Genomic DNA, 20,141 nt, shown 5'->3' on the forward strand with positions numbered 1-20,141 from the left:
CTGGGTCAGCCTCCCCACATTGCCTGGTTCAGGGGAGCTACCGTCAGGCTTTCGAGCCGTGCGGTTCCTCCTTCCGAGAAAACCGAGATGCTGGTGGCCCCGGCGCTTGGAAAGACCTGGTCCGTGATGGTGGTCAGGCCGTCCTGGGCGAAGAGCTCCACTGATGCACGGTCCACGTACAGGCGCAGGTGGAGCCTGCCATTGATCAACTCGACCCGCGGATCCTCTATTGAGCTGAAGGCTGGATGGAATCCCTCGTTGCCCGAGTTGGTCCTGTCGATGGAGAGCCGTTTGGCGGCGGGAACGTAGCCGATGCGGGTTGCTTCGGTTCCGTTATCGAGGACTTTCACGCCAAACGCCGATGCCGTCCCCGGAGAGAACTCGGCGTCAATCTGCACCACGTCACCTGTAATGGGAAGTGTGGTTGTTCCTGACGCGATGTCCTGGGCTGACGCCGTGTATGCGGCCGCCGTGTTCTTCAATGTATCGGCCTGGGACACCACCTGCTGTCGCAGCCGCGGACCCGTGGACGTCTGGGTTAGTACCACTTCACGTGGCAACGCCATGGTTCCGCGCCACGTGGTGGTGGGAGTGTCCTGACCGTAGTCCCAGTTGTTCATCCAGCCCAGCATGATGCGCTTGCCGTTGGGAGCATTGTTGAAGGACACCGTGGCGTAGTAGTCCCTGCCCCAGTCCAGCCAATCGTGCTGCTCCAGGTGGGAGGCATCGGAGGAAACGAACTCGTCGGCCAGGATGTGTCCCCAGCCGCCGCGGTTGTTGTCCACGATCTTGATGGTGGCCTGGCTGCCCTTGTAGGCGCTAACGTCCCAGGCTTTCCACTCCAGATGTTCGGAATCGCTGCCGGTGGCGGTACGGACGGTCTGGCCATTGACCACAAGGTTCACTGTGGTTTCAGCGCTCCTGGGCTTCGCCTGCTCCGAGCCCAACACCATGTTGTCCAGAGTCAGGTGGCCCCAGGGCCCCGTTGCGTTATCAACAATTCGGATGCGGGCGATCTGGCCGTACCAGGGGGAAACGTCCCAATTCTGCCAGTTCAGGTCCCCTGAATTCGTACCGGTGGCAGTGCGCACTGGCACGCCGCCAACCAGCAGCTCAACCTGGAGTTCGCCGCCGCTGCGGTTGCCGCCGCCCAGGAGGAAGCCGATGTTGGTGTTGGTCAGATAAAACTCGGGAGACGTGATGGTGCCGACGTTGTTGTCTTGGTACGGGCCGCCTTCGAACGTGTTGATCCGTTTTCCAATGGCGAATTCACCGCCCGACGTCGAGGGGTTAAGTGCCGCCTGGAAGTCACCCGTTAGCTGCCAGCCAGCTTGCGTGAGCGTGCCGGGGTAGTCGAAGCCGTCGAAGAGCAGATAGCCCGGAGGCGCCTGGTTTCCTGACTGCTTGCCGGCTTCCTGCGGGTGTTTACCGCCGCCGGCGAGGAAGTTGAGGTAGTCCTTGTCCAGCGTGAAAGGTGCTGATTCCATGGTGCCCACGGGAGCATCTCCACCGTGGAAGCCGTTAACCAGCCCGGCTCCGATGTTGCCGGTAACCGCCATCTGTCCAGAAAGACTTCCGGAGGCGGGGGCGCTTCCCCAAGGCCCGGAACTGTTCGAAGGATCGTTCTGGATGTTCCAGCCGCTGTAATTGCCACTGTTGAAGCCGGCAAGGACGTTTCCGGGGGGAAGCTGGCTGGCGGGATCGATGTTTTCAGCGGTGAAGGAAGTGCCGTTGAAGGTTCCTACGAAGTATTGTCCGCCGCTGCCGCCTGCGACGGCTCCGGGGTTGATGTTCACCGAGAGGACCCACTTGACGTTGTTCGGGTCACCATCGACGGCGAGTGGGAACAGATCAGGGCATTCCCACTGCCCTCCGGTGGCATTTGCGGGACCGAAGTCATCCAGATAGTTCCATTGCTTCAGGTCATTGCTTTTATAGAAGAGGACGCGGTGCTCGTCGGCTTCAACGGCTGCCATGACCCAGTAGTCCGGGCCGGTGGGGGAGTCGTACCAGAAGACTTTGGGGTCGCGGAAGCTTGACGTGTTCCTGTTCAGGACCGGGTTGTTGCCGTACTTGGTCCAGGTCTGTCCGTCGTCGGTGCTGAATGCCAATGACTGGGCCTGTTTACCGGCGAGGGTGGGGTGGGCCGCAGTGTAATTGCTCGTGTAGATGGCCACCAATGGCGGATTCTGGACACTCCCCAGCCCGCTGGTGTTCTGGGTGTCCACCACTACTGATCCGGAGAAGATTTCCTCGATCACCTGGCCGGATGCGTTGAAACTCCGTGGAATGGCGAGTGGTTGTTCCTCCCAGTGGATCAGGTCGGTGGAGGAAGCGTGGCCCCAGCTCATGTCTCCCCACCGTGTTCCGTTGGGGTTGTACTGGTAATACATGTGGTATTTCCCGTTGTGGAAGACGAGTCCGTTGGGATCGTTCATCCAGTTCGCTTCCGGCGTGTAGTGCAGGTACGGGCGGTATTGCTGGGTGGCCGGATCAGGATCGGTGGCCTGGGCGGTGGTGGCAATGGAGAATGAGGCAGCGGTGAGTGCCACGGCCGCCCCAATCGACATCAGGGCTTTGGTGCGTCTTGTCATCGTTGACAGACCTTTCGTCAGGGGCTTGCGATGCAGGATGACGACGGCGGACACGCCTGAAGGGCGACGCCCGCCGTCGTGCTATTCGCTATTCATATTCACGTCGTGCGATGACGCCGTGAAGTTACGGCGTTGCCCTGAACGCGTAGTTGGACGCGTAGCGAACCACCTGGTTGCTATCGCCGCTGTCCAACACTTTGGACCCTGAAGTCGATGCGTCCAGGACCACTGTGTGCACCGCGATGGCCGAGACGGTGTTGTTGGTGGCGATGTAGTTGTTGTTACCGGATGCCACCAGGATGATGGTGGGCGTCTGCCCCGACGGCGTGACCGATCCCGAGGCGACGTCGTAGCTGAAGTGGTTTCCAATGACGGTGTTGTTGCTGCCCGCTATGTGCACCAGGCCGAACAGATCATCCAAACCGTTGTTGTAAGGCTTGAGGGGATCGAACGGTTCCATCTGGCGCAGGAAGTGGTTTGCCCCAACGAGGTTTTCGGTGCAACTGCCCTCGAAGTTCACCATGCCGGGGTAGAAGGCATGAAAGCGGTTGGACGTGATGGAGGAGCGCGTGCAGTCCTTGAAGTGCACGCTGCTCTTACCCCGGGGGAAAACGTTGTTGCCCGTGATCAGCAAGCCCATGTGCCCCTCGGCGAAGATCGAGAATCCCACGAAGCCGGCGCCAATAAGGTTGTCGGTGACTTTCGAGGCCTGGCCCGATCCTGTCAGTTCCACGCATGATCCATTTTCAGCAAGGAAGTTGCTGCTGACGCTCAGGGCATCTGTATCCCTCACCACGAGCCCGTGCTCGAGGTACACCATTCCCATGCGCTCCACCCGGCAGGAATCGTTGGCAGAATCGAAGCGGATGCCTGTTTTCCCGTTGGTGTAGTCGTTCTCGTTGGAGCCGAAGGAGACTCCGTCAAGGCAGAAGTTCTCGAACACCACCCCACTGATTCGTGGATCACCTGTGCGGTAGACCCGGAAGGCGTCCGTGTTCCCGTCAGTGTTTTCCACCCTGACGCGGCTGGCGCCGGGGTTGATCTCGTGCCAGGCCGATGTGTTGCCGGCGTTGTAGCGGATGCTCAACGAAGTGAAGCCATGGCCCGATCCACGGATGGTCAGGAAGCTGATGTCCACATTCACCCTGGTCTTCAGGGAGTAGTCTCCCGGCGGGATGTAGATGACAGCACCTGGCTTGGACGCCTGGCTGGTCTGCTGGCTCTTGATGTCAGCGATGATGCTGTTGATGATGAGCCCGATGTCGTTGTACGGGGTGGCGGACGGATTCCCTGGAACGCTCCAGGTGGTGACGTCGTAGACGGTGGTCAAAGCTGGTTCTCCTCACATCGTTGGGGGACTGAACTGTGCTGCTTCTCTTCAAGTGCGTCCGGAACCGCCGGCGCCGTGCGCTGCATGCTCGCTCGTGCCTCGCTTAGACGCATGATGCCGCACGCCTCCGGTGGTTCCCGGTGGTACTACAGACGGGTGGTTCTACAGAGACGGTTGCTTTACAAAACGCCGATCAGGTGGCGGTGACCTTGGGCCTGAGTACCGGCCTCGGGCGTTGCGGCCACCTGCCATGGTGCCGCGGCAGCAGCGCTGCCCGTGGCTGCCACGGCGAAGGCAACTGCTGCCGATGCGGTAAGCGCGCGGAGTACACTTCGTCGGCTGATGTCCGGGATGGGTTTCATGCGTTCTCCTGTGAATAGGGTCCCCAAGCGGGGACGCTGGCGAGAGGTGGGACGAGAGGTGGGAAGGGACCGGGCCAAGGGTGGAAACCGGCGGACGGGATAAGAATCCGCCTAATGAACCGGCGTCGGCCTAAAGAACAGGCGTGAGCCGGAAGAGGCACAACGCGTGCCAAAACCTGCCCACATCAGCCAAAATATGCCAAAACGGTTTAGCTGCCTGCGACGATGACTCTAGGGCTGGGCCACCAAGCCCGTCAAGAGCTTGGGGAAGCCAAAATGTGACGCTTGACATACCCCGGAAATCGGGCCTATGGTGTTGCCAAGTCGTTTTGGCAAAACGATTCTTCATCCCCACAGAATCTTTCACGTCCCGTTCAAAGAGAAAGTCGACAGCGATGTCCACTCGAAAGACCATCTCCAGACTCGTCACACTCGGCGGCCTCTGCACTGCCGTCGCACTAGCAGCTACGGGTTGCGGTGCCGGGGGCCCCGCACCAACATCCGGAAGCGCGTCCAGCACTGTCAACGTCCTGGTGGAAGCAGGCGGCCACGCCGAGCTCACAGGCGTTGCCGAGCAATGCAAGAAAGACACCGGCCTCAACGTCAACTTCGTCGAACTGCCCTATGACGGTATGTTCAACCGGCTCTCCAGCGAGTTCTCCTCCGGCAACGTCTCCTTCGACGTCGCGGCGTTGGACTCCGTGTGGCTCCCCAGCTTCAAGGATGCAGTCCAGCCAATCGATGAACTGTTCACCGATGAAGCGAAGAAGGACATTTTCCCCGCCCTCGTGAAGGAAGCCAACGTTGATGGCCACTTCATCGGCATGCCTGCCTGGACCAACGCAGAGATCATCCTGTACCGCAAGGATCTCTTCGAGGACGCCAAGAACAAGGCAGATTTCAAGGCAAAGTACGGCTATGAACTGGCAGCCCCCACCACGTGGAAGCAGTACCAGGACATTTCCGAATTCTTCACCAAGGACGGCATGTACGGCACGGACGTGAAGGGCGCCGTGGAAACGGAATGGCTCGCACACGTCCTGCAGGCCGGCTCGCCGATGGTCCTTGATGCGAACAACAACGTGGTCATCGATAACGCTGCCCACAAGGAAGCGCTCGACTTCTACGTCAGCCTCACCAAGTCCGCCCCTCCTGGTGCTGCACAGGTTGACTGGGCGGCGGCACAGAACCTGTTCAACCAGGGCAAGACCGCTATGACCCGCTTCTGGGCACACGCCTACCGGCAGATCCCCAAGGACTCTCCCGTAGCAGGCAAGGTTGGAGCTGCAGCGATGATTGGCGGCAGCGCCGGCGTCGCGGGTGTTCCGGGCCCGTGGTACCTGTCAGTACCCAAGGCGACCAAGAACGCTGATGCCGCCAAGAAGTTCGTCAAGTGCGCGTACGACCACAACAGCATGGGTGTGGAATCCAGCCTTGGACTCGCCTCCCGCATCTCAGCATTTGAGAAGTACCAGAACCAGCCAGGCTACGAGAGCTTCAAACCGCTGATTGAAACGCTCAACGGCAAGGCAACCGCAACGCGTCCGGCAACAGCCAAGTGGCAGCAGATTGTGGACACCGTGCTGGTGCCGCTCCTGCAGAAGGCTGTGGCCGGCGGCGACTCCGCCACCCTCCTGGCTGACGCCAAGAAGCAGATCCAGGACCTCCTCAAGTAAAGGCTCCGCGGCCGGCACCAGCAGACTCAGCCAGTGCCGGCCGCGGCCCCAACCAACAGAGCCCCAACAAACAGAAGAGAAAATCGTGCGTATCTCCGATCGCCGCTTCGCCCTATACCTGATGACCCCAGCGGCGCTGTTCCTGGCCGTGTTCGTGGCCTACCCGCTGTTCCGCCTCGTCGCGGACAGCTTCTTCAAGATCTCGCCCATCGCGGGCGGCCCGCGTGACTTTGTCGGATTCCAAAACTATGCGGCAGCGTTCGCCTCCGAAGCCTTTATGGGTGCCGGCTGGCGGACCCTGGCTTACACAGTGGTGGTGGTGACGCTCGAGTTCGCGCTCGGCCTTGGGATGGCTCTCCTGTTCACCACGCTGGGACGCAAGTCCCAGATTTGGCGAACGGTGTTCCTTTACCCGCTGATGATTGCGCCGATCGTGGCCGGCCTGCTCTGGAAGTTCCTGATGATCGATAACTTCGGCCTCATCGGAACCCTCCTGCACCAAGCGGGCATCCTCTCAAACCCAAACCAGATCGGCTGGCTCTCGGACCCGGATATCGTGCTGTTCTCGGTAGCCGTCCCCGATATCTGGCTCACGACGTCCTTTATGTGCCTGGTGCTGTTCGCCGGCCTCCAAAACATCCCCGGCGACCTCATCGAGGCAGCCCGCCTGGACGGCGCCAAGGCACCGGCGCTCCTGTTCCAGATCATCCTTCCGCTCCTCCGCCCGGTGATCGCCGTGGCACTGGTGGTCCGCGGAATCGATGCCGCCCGGGCCTTTGACACAATCCTCATCCAAACCAACGGCGGCCCGCAGTCCGCCTCCGAAACCATGAGCCTGCTGATCTACCGGACCATGATCCGCTTCGGCGATCCCGGCCTGGCCAGCGCCATGGGCACTATCTACCTGCTGGCGATGCTCGCCGTCGCATTCTTCGCGGTGGCCACCATCTGGCGGCCAGGAAAGGACAACTGATGCGCGTCGCCGAACGAACAAAGCCCGACGGCGGGAAGGCGCCTGCCGTGAGTGCCAGGAGTTCCGTTTCAACCGCTACGCATGTTGCCCCGCGCAAGCGCCGCGGCGTCAACCGCGAAGGCCTGGAAGCCGGGCGGCGCAGCACCAGGACCATTCTGTGGATCCTGCTGGCCGCGGCCATGGTGCTGTACGGATTCCCGTTCCTGTACCTTCTGTTTACGTCTTTCAAGACCCCGATCGACACCATCGCCGTTCCACCTACCATCCTCCCCAAAGAATGGACTCTGGAGAATTACGCGAACGCCCTTGGCCGTAGCGGTGTGTTGGCTTCATTCATCAACAGCATCCAGACCGCGATCATCAGCACCCTGCTGTCGTTGGTCCTGGCTGTCCCGGCGGCCTATGGCATCACGCGCTACAAGACGCCGAGCGGCCGGGTGTTCATCATGGCCGCGCTGGTCACCCGCATGGTGCCGCCGGTAGCAATCGGCATTCCGCTGGCATCCATGATGGCTTCGGCTGGTTTGGCGGATACCCCGATCGCATTGTCCATTGCCCACACCACCATTTCCTTGCCGCTGTCCATCTGGCTGATGTCCAGCTTCTTCGAGGCCGTTCCCCGCGACCTGGAAGAGGCTGCAACGGTGGATGGCTGCAGCAGGCTCGGCGCGCTCTGGCGGGTAGTGATCCCGGTGGTTTCCGGAGGCATCGCCGTCACCGCGATCTTCGCCTTCCTCGCATCATGGAACGAGTTCCTCTTCGCACTCCTGATGACCGCCATCCGATCCCAGACGACTCCAGTGGTCATCGCGAACTTCCAGACCCAGTTCGGCCTGGACTGGGGATCCATGACGGCGCTGGCCGCCGTTTACTCCATCCCGGTCATCCTTCTCACCCTTCTCTTGCAGCGCAAGATTGTCGCAGGCATGACGCTCGGCGCCGTTAAGGGCTGAGATACCGTCAAGGGCTGGGAAACCACACCACAAAAAGGGCAGAAGCTATGTCAAGCAACAACTACTACGACGTGACTACGTGGCCGGTCGGCAACCCGTCCGAAGACGTCGGCGAGGTCATCAACAGCATCATCGCCGATATCAAGGACCGGCAGGCAGCTACCGATGTGAACAACGGAGGAAAGCCGGGTGCGGTGATCTACCTGCCACCCGGGGACTACCACCTCCGTACGCAGGTGGTGATCGATATCAGCTTCCTCAGGATCCAGGGCTCGGGACACGGCTTTACGTCTTCGAGCATCAGGTTCAACGTTCCCGAAGAGGAGTGGCCTGATCTGCACGAGCTGTGGCCCGGAGGAAGTCGCATTATTGTCGATCTTCCGCCCACCTCGGACGAAGCCAAGGGGGCGGCCTTCTACATTGAGCGAAGCGGGAGCCCCCGGATCAGCTCGGTGGAGTTCTCCAACTTCTGCATCGACGGCTTGCACTTCACCCCCGACGGCTCGGGGCTGCCACCGGAAAACACTTATGTGAACGGCAAGACCGGTATCTATGTGGCGAGCGCCAACGACTCATTCCGCGTCACGGGGATGGGGTTCATCTACCTTGAGAACGCCCTCACGATCCATAACGCCGACGCGCTTTCCATTCACGATAACTTCATCGCCGAGTGTGGAAGCTGCATCGAGTTGCGCGGTTGGGGACAGGCGTCCAAGATCACCGACAATTTGATCGGGGCAGGTTTCAAGGGCCACTCGATCTACGCCAGGAACCATGGCGGGCTCCTTATAACCGCGAACAACATCTTCCCCAGGGGTGCGAGCAGCGTCTATTTGGACGGCGTCACGCGTTCAAGCGTCACCAACAACCGTCTGCATTCGTTCTACCCCGGGATGGTGGTCCTTGCCGCGAACAGTTCCGAGAACCTGGTGGCAACGAACCATTTCCTGCGTGACCATGAGCCCTGGACACCCTTCCTGGGAGTCGATAACGGGCTGGACGATCTTTACGGGCTTCTCTGCGTTAGCGGGAGCAACAACTCTGTGGTGGGCAACCACTTCTCCGAGGTCATCGACGCACAGAGCATCCGTCCCGCAGGTGCGACGCCGGTCATCATCCGGTTGCTGGAGGGGGCTGGAAACTTCGTCTCCAACAACCATGTGGTGGCGATGGACGTTCACTCCACATCCAGTGATTCCTGCTTCTCTGCCCAGGTGGACGCCCTGCTGACCACAGGTGCTTCCGACGGGCTCGCTGTTACGGCCGTCCTGGTCGAATCCGGATCCGCCCGGAATACGGTCCTGGATTCCGGGACTGACGCGCAGGTTATTGCAGATAGGACTGTCAACGCCTTGAGGGCCACACCGACAGTCGGCTTCCAGACGGCACATGCTGATTCGATCGCAGGATCAGCACCAACATCATGAGGACGTGGGGGACCAATGACCAATAGATCAGTGGGTATCAAGGATGTGGCGGCAGAGGCCGGGGTTTCGGTCACCACCGTCTCCCACGTCCTGAACGATGTTGCCTACGCCCGGGTGGGCGCCAGAACCAGGGAGCGGGTCCAGGAAGCCGCGCACCGTCTGGGGTACGGCCCTAACCGGCTGGCACAAGCCCTGCGGACGCAACGTTCAGGAATGATCGGGTTCATCAGCGAGGAAATCGCTACCACGCCGCATGCAGGCAGGATCATCCTCGGCTCAGAGGAAACTGCCAAGCGCCGGGGCTACAACATCATGATCATCAACTCCACCAGCACCAGCACCCAGGAGTCCAAGGAAAGCCAGGTGGCGGACCTGCTGGACCGGCAAGTGGATGGCATTCTGTACGCCACGATGTATCACCGGAAGCTGGCTGTGCCCAGGAATCTGGCAGGACTGCCTGCAGTCCTGGTGGACTCCGAAGACATCAGCCACACTGTTTCCTCCGTCATCCCCGACGAGGTGGGTGGAGCAAGGTCGGCCGTGCAGACATTGATCGACGCCGGCCACACCCGGATCGGGATGCTGAACAACACCGACGACGTGCCTGCAACCCACTCCCGGTTGCGCGCCTTCAAGGAAACGTTGGCAGACGCCGGGCTGCCGTTCCACGAAGAACTGGTCCAGTCCGAGCATTCGGAGATGCCTGGTGGCTACCAGGCGGCGCTGCGCCTGCTGAAACCTGAGAGCCGGCCAACGGCCGTGTTCTGCTACAACGACCGCATGGCCATGGGCGCCTACCGGGCCGCTGCGGAACTCGGTCTCAGGATTCCGGAGGACATCTCCTTCGTTGGTTTCGACAACCAGGAGCTCATTGCCGAAAACCTTTACCCCGCGCTGACAACGGTGGCACTGCCGCACTACGAGATGGGCGCATGGGCAACGGAAAACCTGATCGATGCCATCGAAGGGAAAACCGACCTGCAGCTGTTCGCCACCCACCCCACCGTTCTTCCCTGCCCCATGGTTCTTCGCGATTCCGTCGCATCCCTCCCGAAAGACCTCCGATGACTGAAACAACAACCCACCGTGCCGGTCCCGGCGAAGACGCCGCCCCATCGGTGCGCCCGATCCTTCACTACACGGCCAGGAACACCTGGTTGAACGACCCCAACGGACTGGTTTGGCACGGGGGCCTCTATCACCTCTTCTACCAAAACAACCCGTTCGACAATGTCTGGGGCAACATGTCCTGGGGGCATGCCACCTCAACAGACCTCCTGCACTGGACTGAACACCCGGTTGCCATCGCCTGCGATGAGGAAGAAGACGTGTTTTCCGGCAGCATCGTGGTGGACCACGGCAATACGTCGGGCTTCGGCACAGAGGAAGATCCGGCGTTGGTAGCCATCTACACGAGCGCCTTCAAGGAAGGCTCGACGCATCAGGGGACACAGGCACAGTCCCTCGCGTTCTCCACAGATGGCGGCATAACCTGGAGCAAATATGCAGGCAATCCGGTGCTTGGCCGGGGCTCGGCCCATTTCCGGGATCCCAAGGTTTTCCGCTATGAGGGCTCTGCCGGGTCCTGCTGGGTGATGGTGGCCGTGGAGGCCCAGCATCAGCAGGTTGTTATGTACCGCTCGGACAATTTGAAGGACTGGGAATACCTGAGTACTTTCGGCCCCGCGAACTCGTCGGAAGGCGAATGGGAATGCCCGGACTTGTTCCCGCTCCGCGTCGATGGCAATCCGGAGAACGTCAAGTGGGTCCTGGTGGTTAACGTCAATCCTGGTGCCGTGGCCGGTGGCTCGGGAGGGCAGTACTTCGTGGGCCACTTCGATGGCGTGCGGTTCACTGCCGATCCTGATTCGCTCGTTTCACCGGACGCTGACGGGACCATCGATCTCAGGCAATGCCTGTGGCTGGACTGGGGACGTGACTACTATGCAGCGGTCTCCTTCAGCAACACCCCGGACAACCGCCGCATCATGATCGGTTGGATGAACAACTGGGACTATGCCAACTCCTTGCCCACGGCCCCGTGGCGCTCGGGCATGTCGCTTGCCCGCGAGGTTGAACTCGCGACCGTAGAGGGCTTGCCGCGCCTGGTGCAGCGGCCGGTGCTTCCGCCGGTGTTGCCGCTGGATTCCGGGACGCCGGCCAACATTCTTCAGGATGCCGAACTTCACGACTCCGCGGTGCAACTGCCCGACGCCATGACCGGATCAGCCCAGCTGATCGAGGCTGAGATCCTGCCCGGCTCGGCCCGGACCATTGCGTTCAGGCTTTTGTGCGCCCCGGACGGGAGCGCCGCAACGGTTCTCAGCTTTGATGCCGTAACGAGTCAGCTCATCCTGGATCGCCGCAATTCCGGCAACACTGCCTTCCACGAAAAGTTTGCGTCGGCAGAGTCGGCGCCAGTGAAGCTCGACGGCGGTGTGCTGAGGCTGCGTATTATCGTGGACCAGTCGGTGGAGGTCTTCGCCCAAGACGGCAGCGTTGTCCTGAGTGATCTTGTTTTTCCCCTGCCCGGGAGCCTGGGCACAGATCTGCGCGTGGAAGGCGGCACGGCCACTGTCCGGAAACTGGCCGTCAGCTCACTGTCCTGATCCCGAGGCTCCCCGAACGGTAGAGGGAGGTCTGGCGCCGGCTGCCCGGTCCGAGGAGACTGTGGGTGTGGACGTTGATTCCTCACGAACGGATACGGACATGGCCGCCACGTCACCTTCCCATCCCACTGTCACCACCATTTCCCTGACGATGGCCGATATTGGCCCACTGAACCCCTTGCCCGTGGTGGCCGCCGAGCTCGATCAGCCGTACACCGTGGGCGAGGGAGTGCCGGAAGAACTCCAGGCGGCGGCCCGCTATGGTGTAGTGCCCAACGTATTCCCGTACCTCATGCAGGATGGCTATAGCCGGGAGGCGGCACCCAAGGAGCTGCCCGCCGTCGTGCTTGAGAACAGCAAACTCAAGGCGACCGTCATACCGTCCCTGGGCGGCCGTATTTGGGAATTGTTCGATAAAGCGACGGGAAAGCAGCTCCTCCACACGCACGACGCGCCCCAGCTGGCCAACATCGCGCTGCGAAAGGCGTGGTTCGCGGGAGGCTTGGAGTGGAACATTGGCACGCGCGGCCACTCGCCCACCAGCTGCGATCCACTGCACACGGCGATCGTCCACACCGCCGACGGAAAGCACATCCTTCGCGTGTGGGAGTTCGAACGGCTCCGGGAAGTGGTGTTCCAAGTGGACATATGGTTGCCTGCCGAATCGGAGGTGCTGTTCGCGGCGGTGCGCATCCGCAACCCGAATGACCATGACGTTCCCATGTACTGGTGGAGCAACGCAGCAATTCCGGAGACGGACCGCACCCGGGTGATCGCGCCGGCCGACGAAGCATTTGGCAGCGACTACGCCAGGGACATCACCCGCGTTCGGCCCACAAACCACAACGGCTACGACGGCACCTGGTTGGTCAACAGCCCGCATGCCGCCGATTTCTTCTTTGATATTGATCCATCCGAACGTCGCTGGGTTGTGGCTGCGGACGACGACGGCGATGGGCTGGCGATGCTATCCACGAGCCGGCTGAGGGGCAAGAAGCTTTTCGTCTGGGGACAAGGCCAGGGCGGTAAACGGTGGCAGCAGTGGTTGAGCCCTGGTGCCGGCCCTTACGCCGAGATCCAGGCTGGCCTGGCGAGAACCCAGTTTGAGCATTTGTCCATGCCGGCGGGTGCGGAATGGTCGTGGGTGGAAGCGTACGGGAACGGGCATCTGGACCCGGAAACGTCCCACGGATCGGATTGGGATGCGGCCGTGGCCCATGCCGGCCAGCGGCTTGAGGAGCTCCTTGCGCACGAGGACCTGGAGGCAATGCTGCCCGCCGCCATCACCGACGCTGACGTCCCGCCATCCACCATGGTGCTCCACGGCAGTGGCTGGGGAGTCGTGGAGCGGGCACGGCGCCGTAGGACGGGTAAGGGTTGGATTGACGAGAGCGGCACCCCGTTCGTAGATGAAAGCATCACGGCGGAGCAGGAACCATGGCTGGAACTGCTGAAGGGAAAAGCGTTCGACGGCGCAACCACCTTTGTTGCCGGTGCTGACTGGGAGGAGCTGCTGGCGGGACAGGAAAGTCCTGAGGCTCGATTCCACGTGGCCACCATGAGGCATGCCAGGCAGGATCTGGAGGGAGCCAAGGCGGCCTACCGTGGGGTGCTTGCTGCCGGGGGCGTTCAGCAGGGGACCTTGGCGCTCGCACATCGCGGATTGGGGTTGGCGTTACTGGCCGACGGCGTGGATGGCGAGGGCCTGGATGAACTCAGGAGCGGGGTTCAGGCCGACCCCTCCAACAGGGCATTACTCACCGAGGCTGTGACACTCAGCATCCGCCATGACCACCCGGCCCAGGCGCTGGAACTGCTGGAGTCCGCGCCCAAGCTGGAGTCCGAGCCCAAGGAGGGCGCCGCCGTCGGGCGTTTGAGGTTCCTCAAGGCACTGGCACTAGCCCGTGTGGGCAGGGCAGGCGATGCTGCAGCCATCCTGCGCGAAGGGGTGGAGATACCGGATCTCCGCGAGGGCGAGGATGCCATAGCGGCGCTGTGGGAAGAAGTCTGTCCGGGTGAAGCAGTGCCCTTCGACTACCAATTTGGAATGCACTAGGGGACTGCTTTCGCGGCATTCCAAAGGGAAGGCGCTATCCCGTCTTCGTCCTGAAAATGCCGGGCGGGGCGAGTAAGAAATCAACCCTTGACGGGTGATCCACGTCACGATATGTTTACGTAAACTCATCTATGTTCACGTAAACATGAACGGATTGGATTTAGACAATGTTGTCGACCTCGAATGGATCGTGGCGCCATCGCATAGGAGCGGCGGTTGCCGCATCCTCGCTCGCCCTGGCTGGACTTCCCCTCTTACCTTCCGTGGCTGCCGCCGCGGAGGATCCTGTGCTCCTGACTCCCAACCCTGCCCAGGCCGGGCCGTCCTTCAAGGGATGGGGCACCAGCCTGGTCTGGATGGCAAATGCCACCGGACAGTACCCGGAAGCCATCCGCAATGACCTCATCAACAAGGTCTTCGGTGACGATGGACTCAACCTCAACATCGCGCGCTACAACATCGGAGGTGGCAACGCCACCGATATCCCGGATTACCTCAGGCCGGGCGGCGCCGTTCCGGGTTGGTGGAACCCCAATGCCGGACTCTCTGACCAAAATGGTCCTATTACATCCAGCTACGCAGACCGGGACCGGATGCTGGCAGCGTGGAGCGGGGACAACGCCTCCGACTACAACCTCCAGGCGGATACGTCGCAGCGCGCCTGGATTGCTGCGATCAAGGACAAGGTCACTACGTGGGAAGCATTCAGCAACTCGCCGCCCTACTTCATGACTGAAAGCGGCTACGTTAGCGGTGGGTTCAACGGAAACTCGGACCAGATCAAGCCGGCGGCAATCGGTAAGTTCGCCAATTACCTTAAGACCGCGGCCCAGCAGGTGGAGCAGTCCCAAGGCATTCAGTTCGACACCATCAATCCGCTCAATGAGCCCAATACGGACTATTGGAAGACAACTTTAGGCGGCAATGGCCTGCCCAACGGCGGTGGCCAGGAAGGCGCCCACGCCAGCCCGGCCCTGCAGTCCCAGGTGTTGACTGCCATGGCAGCAGAACTCGCCGAGCCGGGAACCACTACCCAAGCCAAAGTCTCCGGGCCGGACGAGACCTCACCGAGCCGGTTCATCGAGGATTGGAACGGCTGGACTCCGGAAACCAAGCAGGCCGTGAGCCAGCTCAACGTCCACACCTACTCCACTGGTGATCGGATCAGGGTCCGCGACATTGCCAAGTCAACTGGCAAGCCGTTGTCCATGAGCGAAGTGGAGGGCAACTGGGGCGGCGACTCATGGAACCCTGACAGCATGGAAAACGGTCTGGGCATGGCCAGCCGCATCACCGATGACCTCCGTGAGCTGGACCCCGAATCCTGGGTGCTCTGGCAGCCGGTTGAAGACCTCTACAACATGGAACTCGGTGAGAAGAAGAACTGGGGATCGGTCTTCATCGACTTCGATTGCAACGCCGACGGAAACTCCGCGCGACGTTTGGCCGATGGCGCTGCGGACCCTTCCTGCCGGACCAAAGTGAACTCCAAATACAACGCCATCCGCAACTTCACCCACTACATCGAACCAGGCGACCGCATCATTCCCACCAGCGACGCCAAGACCACCTCTGCGGTGAAGAACAATGGGACCGGGCTGGTCATGGTGCACACCAACGACTCCGACCAAGCCAAGACCGTTAAGCTGGACCTCTCAAAGTTTGCAGCCATCGCACCAGGGGCAACGGTTACTCCCGTAGTCACCACCGGGTCGCCGTCGACGAACCCCACCGCCAACGCGCTGGTGAGCGGGAACGCAGTGGCAGTTGACGCGGGAACGCGCTCGGCGACTCTGACTGTACCTGCCAAGTCCGTCACGACTTTCGTCATCAACGGGGCATCCGGTGTGGCCGCCGATGCACCCGCAGTAAAGGACGGCCAGTCCTACAGCTTCGTCGGAGTCCAGAGCGGCAGGGCAGTCACGGCTTCGGACGGCTCACCGGCTACGGTGCTTGGTGACAACGTGGCTTCACCCACGCAGGTCTGGAAAGCCACCCGCATTGCAGATGAAGACGGCGCAACCCGTGACCGCTTTGTCCTGAGGCTTGCTGACGGCCGTGCATTGGCTGCAGATGCAAACGGAACGGTCCTTCGTACTCTTACTGACCAGGAAGCCGGCGCGGACCCCTCGGCCCAGTGGCTCTTCAGCACCACTGACGGAACGTCCTTCAGTTTGCTGAACGCCGCGCGCCAACAGGTCCTTGATGTCTCAAACCAGTCCACGGCTTCCGGTTCCTGGATTGGTCTCTGGCCCTCCAACGGCGGAGCGAACCAGGCGTTTACCCTGCGCAACGCCAGTGAGGGCGTCGGCTACACGAGCTTCAGGCCTGGAGAGGATTGGCGGGACAACAACGGAAACCTCCTGCAGGCGCACGGTGGACAGGTAGTGACGTCGAAGGACGCGCAAGGACGTACGATCTATTACCTTTACGGGGAGGATCGCACCAATGGGTACCACTCCTCACCTGGTGTACACGCCTACAGCTCCTACGATCTTTACAACTGGAAGGATGAAGGAGTTGCCCTGAAGGCGATGTCATCCGCGGACCAGTTCACGAATGATCCCTATTTCCAAAGCCTGTACTCCGGCTACACCACCGAGCAGAAGAACGCCGTTTACCGCGACCTTGGCACCGTGCCTGTAGATGGTCAGACTCCGCCCATCCTTGAGCGACCCAAGGTCATCTACAACGCAGCAACCCACAAGTGGGTCATGTGGGTCCACGCCGATGGCCCATCGGCGACCTCCACAGCCCAGTACGCCAAGGCCAACGCCGGCGTAGCCATCTCCGATTCGCCGTTCGGCCCGTTCCGCTACATCGACAGCTACCGGCTGCATAAGGCAGCTGCCGGCGACCCGACGAATTTGGCGCCGAACAACCCGGGCATGGCCAGGGATATGAACCTCTTCGTGGACGATGACGGTACGGGATACATCATCTATTCCAGCGAGGAGAACAAGACAATGTTTATCTCCAAGCTCAACGCTGACTACACCTACCTGTCGGCCTCACCCGATACGGCAGTGGAGGGCGTCGACTTCCGGCGCGCGTTCGTCAACGACTCCCGCGAGTCGCCGGCCATCTTCAAGTATCAGGGACGTTACTTCATCATCAATTCCGGAACCACCGGCTGGGCGGCGAACCCTGCGCAGTACGGCACCGCTACCAGCATCCTTGGCGAGTGGACCGAGATGCCCAACCCATTCACCGGCGACGTCGCTTGGAACTCCAACAATTCGCAGCCCACTTCTGTCATTCCGGTGGATGCGGCAAACGGCAAGTTCATCTACATGGGCGACCGTTGGAACGGCGGATCGGACCAGGCATTGGCAACCGCGCCAATGGTCTGGCTGCCAATCCAAATGGGTGAAGGCGGCAAGTCCATTACGATCCTGTCCCCGTCCGAATGGCGGCTTGGGGACCTCGATGCAAACGCTGGCTGGAACGTCACGGGTGTTCCGTCAAGCCTGGCTGTCGGTGCCTCCTTCAACGTCACATCCGTGACGGTTTCACAGAATGGGCAGAGCTCCACCCAGCCCGTGACCTGGCAGATAACCGGCGACACCAACACTGTTGGAGTCATTACCGCAACCGGCACGCTTCCCGGTTTCGGTAGCCGCACGTTCACCCGCACCATCCCCGTTGTCCCGGACGGCGTCCGGTATGCCGTCAACGCCGGGGGTAAGCAAACCGCCGACTGGACAGCCTTGATGGCAGCCCCAGGAGTTACGGGCTCGGTACTCAACAGCACTCCCGACCAGCCATACGGCCTGGACCCGGCAACGGGCAAGACCTGGGGATATGAAAGCGAAGGCAGCGGGGTTGAAGGCACCGCAGACGGGAACATCTTCACCACGCTGCGCTATGCCGCTGGTGGGCGTGACCTGACGTACCGCTTCAGCAACCTCGCTCCCGGCACCTACACCGTATACGCCGGCTACTACGATCCTTGGGCGCAGTGGGATGACCGTGGTGCGAAGGTGACCGTCAACGGGGCTGTCGTTGAAGCTGACCACGACTACAGCGGGGACTATCAGTCCGCGGCGTACCAGAACGTTACCGTGGGCACCGATGGAAAGATCACCTTCACGCTCAGCCCCACCCGGGGACCCGACGTGCAGCTCAGCTGGCTGATGATCGCCAGCCCGACCCCGACGCCGACCAGCTCTCCGACGCCGACGCCGACCAGCTCACCGACCCCGACGCCGACTGCGACGCCGACCAGCTCACCGACCCCGACGCCGAGCCCGACCCTCAATGTAACCGCGACGGCACGCACCAAATGCGTAGGCAAGAAGGTTGTACTGGACGTGCAGGCGAAGAACAACGAAAGCTCTTCCGTGCAGGTGACGTTCACGTCCGTGTTCGGCAGCGCCCTTGTCACTGTCCAGGCCGGCAAGACCGGTATGTACTCCTTCTCCACGCAGGCTGCTTCCATCCAAGGGGGAGTGGTTGGCGTTGAGGCCAAGGGCACGGTCAACGGGCAGTCTGTAACCACAACGAAGCAAGTTGCTTATACAGCCACCTCATGCAAATGATCCGCATGCCAGCGGTCCCGCTGCTTCAGCGGGCCGCTGGCATGGCCTGACGGGCAAATGAACTCATAGGGGTTTGCAAACGCTATTGTCAGCGACGAAATGTTTACGTAAACTCATAGCGTTCATGTTTACGCAAACATGAGAATGGACCGGAGGAATCAGGGTTACAAAAAAGCAACGACTTTTGCCTCCTCGAGGGGCACACTAAGGCTAACGACTTTCGATCAAAAGACACTCACCTGCGCAACGATGCGCAAAGCTTTACCACCAGAAGGAGTCATCATGGCAACAAATTCCACCCCGTCGCAGGCGGGCGGCGCATCGTCTCCGGGCAGGCGTACCTTCCTCAAGACGCTTGGAGTCGGGGCGGTTGCAGCCGCAGGAATTCCGCTCTTGTCGGCCTGCACGGGCGGTTCGGGTCCAGCACCCGGCGCCTCATCCAAGAGCCTGACCTTTGGCTCCGGTTCCTCCGATGAAGTTCCGCGCAATGCGTACAAGGCGGTCACGGACGCCTTCACCAGGAAGTCCGGGATCGAGGTGGCCACAAACGTGGTGCCACACAATGACTTCCAGAACAAGATCAACTCCTACTTGCAGGGCAGCCCGGACGATGCTTTCACGTGGTTCGCCGGCTACCGCATGCAGTACTACGCCGGCAAGGGCCTGCTGGCTCCTGTGGATGACGTCTGGGAGAAGATCGGCGGCAACTTCTCAGACGCGATGAAGAAGGCCTCCACCGGCCCGGACGGCAAGATGTACCTGGTCCCCAACTACAACTACCCCTGGGGCTTCTTCTACCGGAAGAGCTTGTGGGCGGAAAGGGGCTATGCGGTCCCGTCCACGTTTGACGAGTTGAAGACCCTGGCAGCGAAGATGAAGGCGGATGGGATTATTCCGATTGGCTTCGCCGACAAGGACGGGTGGCCGGCCATGGGCACGTTTGACTACATCAACATGCGCCTGAACGGTTACCAGTTCCACATTGACCTGACGGCCCACAAGGAGAGCTGGGACCAGAAGAAGGTCAGCGACGTCTTCGACACCTGGAAGGCACTCCTGCCCTTCCAGGATCCTGCAGCCCTTGGCCAGACGTGGCAGGATGCGGCCAAGGCACTTGAAGCCAAGAAGACCGGCATGTACCTGCTTGGCTCGTTCGTCACGCAGCAGTTCACGGATCCTGCGGTACTGGCAGACATCGATTTCTTCCCATTCCCGGAGATCGCGATGGAAGGAACGGACGCCGTCGAGGCTCCCATCGACGGTCTGCTGTTGTCCAAGAAGGGTGGCGGGAACCAGGCCGCACACGATTTCCTGGCATTCATGGGCAGTGCCGAGGGCCAGGATGCGTATGCGGCGGTGGACACATCGAACATTGCAACGGCCAAGGGTGCGGATACGTCCAAGTACTCAGAGCTGAACAAGAAGTGTGCCGATACCATCGCCAACGCCAAGTACATCAGCCAGTTCCTGGACCGTGACGCTCTGCCCGCCATGGCGAACAACGTGATGATCCCGGCCCTTCAGTCCTTCATCAAGGACGGAAGCGTCGATGTGAAGAACCTGGAAGCACAGGCCAAGTCCCTCTACGCGGCCCAGTAGCGTTGAATAAAAGGAATTTCC

The 20,141-nt window shown here is 61.0% G+C and carries 12 protein-coding genes; 9 read left to right on the forward strand and 3 right to left on the reverse strand.

The features are described from left to right. Positions 1–5: 5 nt before the first annotated feature. The 3 genes from J2Y41_RS05755 to J2Y41_RS05765 form a co-directional block, all read right to left on the reverse strand. Positions 6–2,594, reverse strand: a complete 2,589-nt coding sequence (locus J2Y41_RS05755) for a GH32 C-terminal domain-containing protein (RefSeq protein ID WP_309927025.1) — start codon at positions 2,592–2,594, stop codon at positions 6–8. A 124-nt stretch (positions 2,595–2,718) separates the two neighbouring features. Next, positions 2,719–3,924: a NosD domain-containing protein gene (locus J2Y41_RS05760; protein WP_309927027.1), complete on the reverse strand. Its 1,206-nt coding sequence runs from the start codon at positions 3,922–3,924 to the stop codon at positions 2,719–2,721. Positions 3,925–4,103: 179 nt separating this feature from the next. Then, on the reverse strand, positions 4,104–4,286 hold the full coding sequence (locus J2Y41_RS05765; RefSeq protein WP_309927028.1) for a hypothetical protein: 183 nt from the start codon (positions 4,284–4,286) through the stop codon (positions 4,104–4,106). A 395-nt stretch (positions 4,287–4,681) separates the two neighbouring features. On the opposite strand from J2Y41_RS05765, the gene J2Y41_RS05770 reads away from it, so the two are divergent. The 9 genes from J2Y41_RS05770 to J2Y41_RS05810 all read left to right on the forward strand — a co-directional run bounded on the left by J2Y41_RS05770 (position 4,682) and on the right by J2Y41_RS05810 (position 20,120). Continuing rightward, complete coding sequence (locus tag J2Y41_RS05770) at positions 4,682–5,962, forward strand: sugar ABC transporter substrate-binding protein (protein ID WP_309927030.1); 1,281 nt, start codon at positions 4,682–4,684, stop codon at positions 5,960–5,962. Positions 5,963–6,047: 85 nt separating this feature from the next. Then, a complete protein-coding gene (locus J2Y41_RS05775) occupies positions 6,048–6,935 on the forward strand; it encodes a carbohydrate ABC transporter permease (protein WP_224091233.1) in 888 nt (295 codons plus the stop codon). Further along, a complete protein-coding gene (locus tag J2Y41_RS05780; RefSeq protein ID WP_224166609.1) occupies positions 6,935–7,888 on the forward strand; it encodes a carbohydrate ABC transporter permease in 954 nt (317 codons plus the stop codon). The genes J2Y41_RS05775 and J2Y41_RS05780 overlap by 1 nt, the downstream gene beginning before the upstream one ends. A 47-nt stretch (positions 7,889–7,935) precedes the next feature. Further along, complete coding sequence (locus J2Y41_RS05785) at positions 7,936–9,315, forward strand: right-handed parallel beta-helix repeat-containing protein (protein ID WP_309927034.1); 1,380 nt, start codon at positions 7,936–7,938, stop codon at positions 9,313–9,315. 15 nt (positions 9,316–9,330) lie between these two features. After that, positions 9,331–10,383 carry a LacI family DNA-binding transcriptional regulator gene (locus J2Y41_RS05790; RefSeq protein ID WP_309927036.1) on the forward strand — a complete coding sequence of 351 codons (1,053 nt, stop codon included), beginning with the start codon at positions 9,331–9,333 and terminating at the stop codon, positions 10,381–10,383. Further along, entirely contained in the window at positions 10,380–11,924 is a 1,545-nt protein-coding gene (locus tag J2Y41_RS05795; protein ID WP_309927037.1) for a glycoside hydrolase family 32 protein, read from the forward strand. The genes J2Y41_RS05790 and J2Y41_RS05795 overlap by 4 nt, the downstream gene beginning before the upstream one ends. A gap of 67 nt (positions 11,925–11,991) precedes the next feature. Next, positions 11,992–13,980: a DUF5107 domain-containing protein gene (locus tag J2Y41_RS05800; protein ID WP_309927040.1), complete on the forward strand. Its 1,989-nt coding sequence runs from the start codon at positions 11,992–11,994 to the stop codon at positions 13,978–13,980. 167 nt (positions 13,981–14,147) lie between these two features. Beyond that, a complete protein-coding gene (locus tag J2Y41_RS05805; RefSeq protein ID WP_309927043.1) occupies positions 14,148–18,521 on the forward strand; it encodes a glycoside hydrolase in 4,374 nt (1,457 codons plus the stop codon). Between the two features lie 282 nt (positions 18,522–18,803). After that, a complete protein-coding gene (locus J2Y41_RS05810) occupies positions 18,804–20,120 on the forward strand; it encodes an extracellular solute-binding protein (protein ID WP_309927045.1) in 1,317 nt (438 codons plus the stop codon). Positions 20,121–20,141: the final 21 nt, after the last annotated feature.

The sequence above is a fragment of the Arthrobacter sp. 1088 genome (assembly GCF_031455315.1).
GTDB lineage: Bacteria > Actinomycetota > Actinomycetes > Actinomycetales > Micrococcaceae > Arthrobacter.

Excerpts from the sequence above, each read along its gene's own strand:
- J2Y41_RS05755 (WP_309927025.1), bottom strand. The coding sequence starts at position 2,594 with ATGACAAGACGCACCAAAGCCCTGATGTCGATTGGGGCGGCCGTGGCA.
- J2Y41_RS05765 (WP_309927028.1), bottom strand. The coding sequence starts at position 4,286 with ATGAAACCCATCCCGGACATCAGCCGACGAAGTGTACTCCGCGCGCTT.
- J2Y41_RS05770 (WP_309927030.1), top strand. The coding sequence starts at position 4,682 with ATGTCCACTCGAAAGACCATCTCCAGACTCGTCACACTCGGCGGCCTC.
- J2Y41_RS05780 (WP_224166609.1), top strand. The coding sequence starts at position 6,935 with ATGCGCGTCGCCGAACGAACAAAGCCCGACGGCGGGAAGGCGCCTGCC.
- J2Y41_RS05785 (WP_309927034.1), top strand. The coding sequence starts at position 7,936 with ATGTCAAGCAACAACTACTACGACGTGACTACGTGGCCGGTCGGCAAC.
- J2Y41_RS05790 (WP_309927036.1), top strand. The coding sequence starts at position 9,331 with ATGACCAATAGATCAGTGGGTATCAAGGATGTGGCGGCAGAGGCCGGG.
- J2Y41_RS05795 (WP_309927037.1), top strand. The coding sequence starts at position 10,380 with ATGACTGAAACAACAACCCACCGTGCCGGTCCCGGCGAAGACGCCGCC.
- J2Y41_RS05805 (WP_309927043.1), top strand. The coding sequence starts at position 14,148 with ATGTTGTCGACCTCGAATGGATCGTGGCGCCATCGCATAGGAGCGGCG.
- J2Y41_RS05810 (WP_309927045.1), top strand. The coding sequence starts at position 18,804 with ATGGCAACAAATTCCACCCCGTCGCAGGCGGGCGGCGCATCGTCTCCG.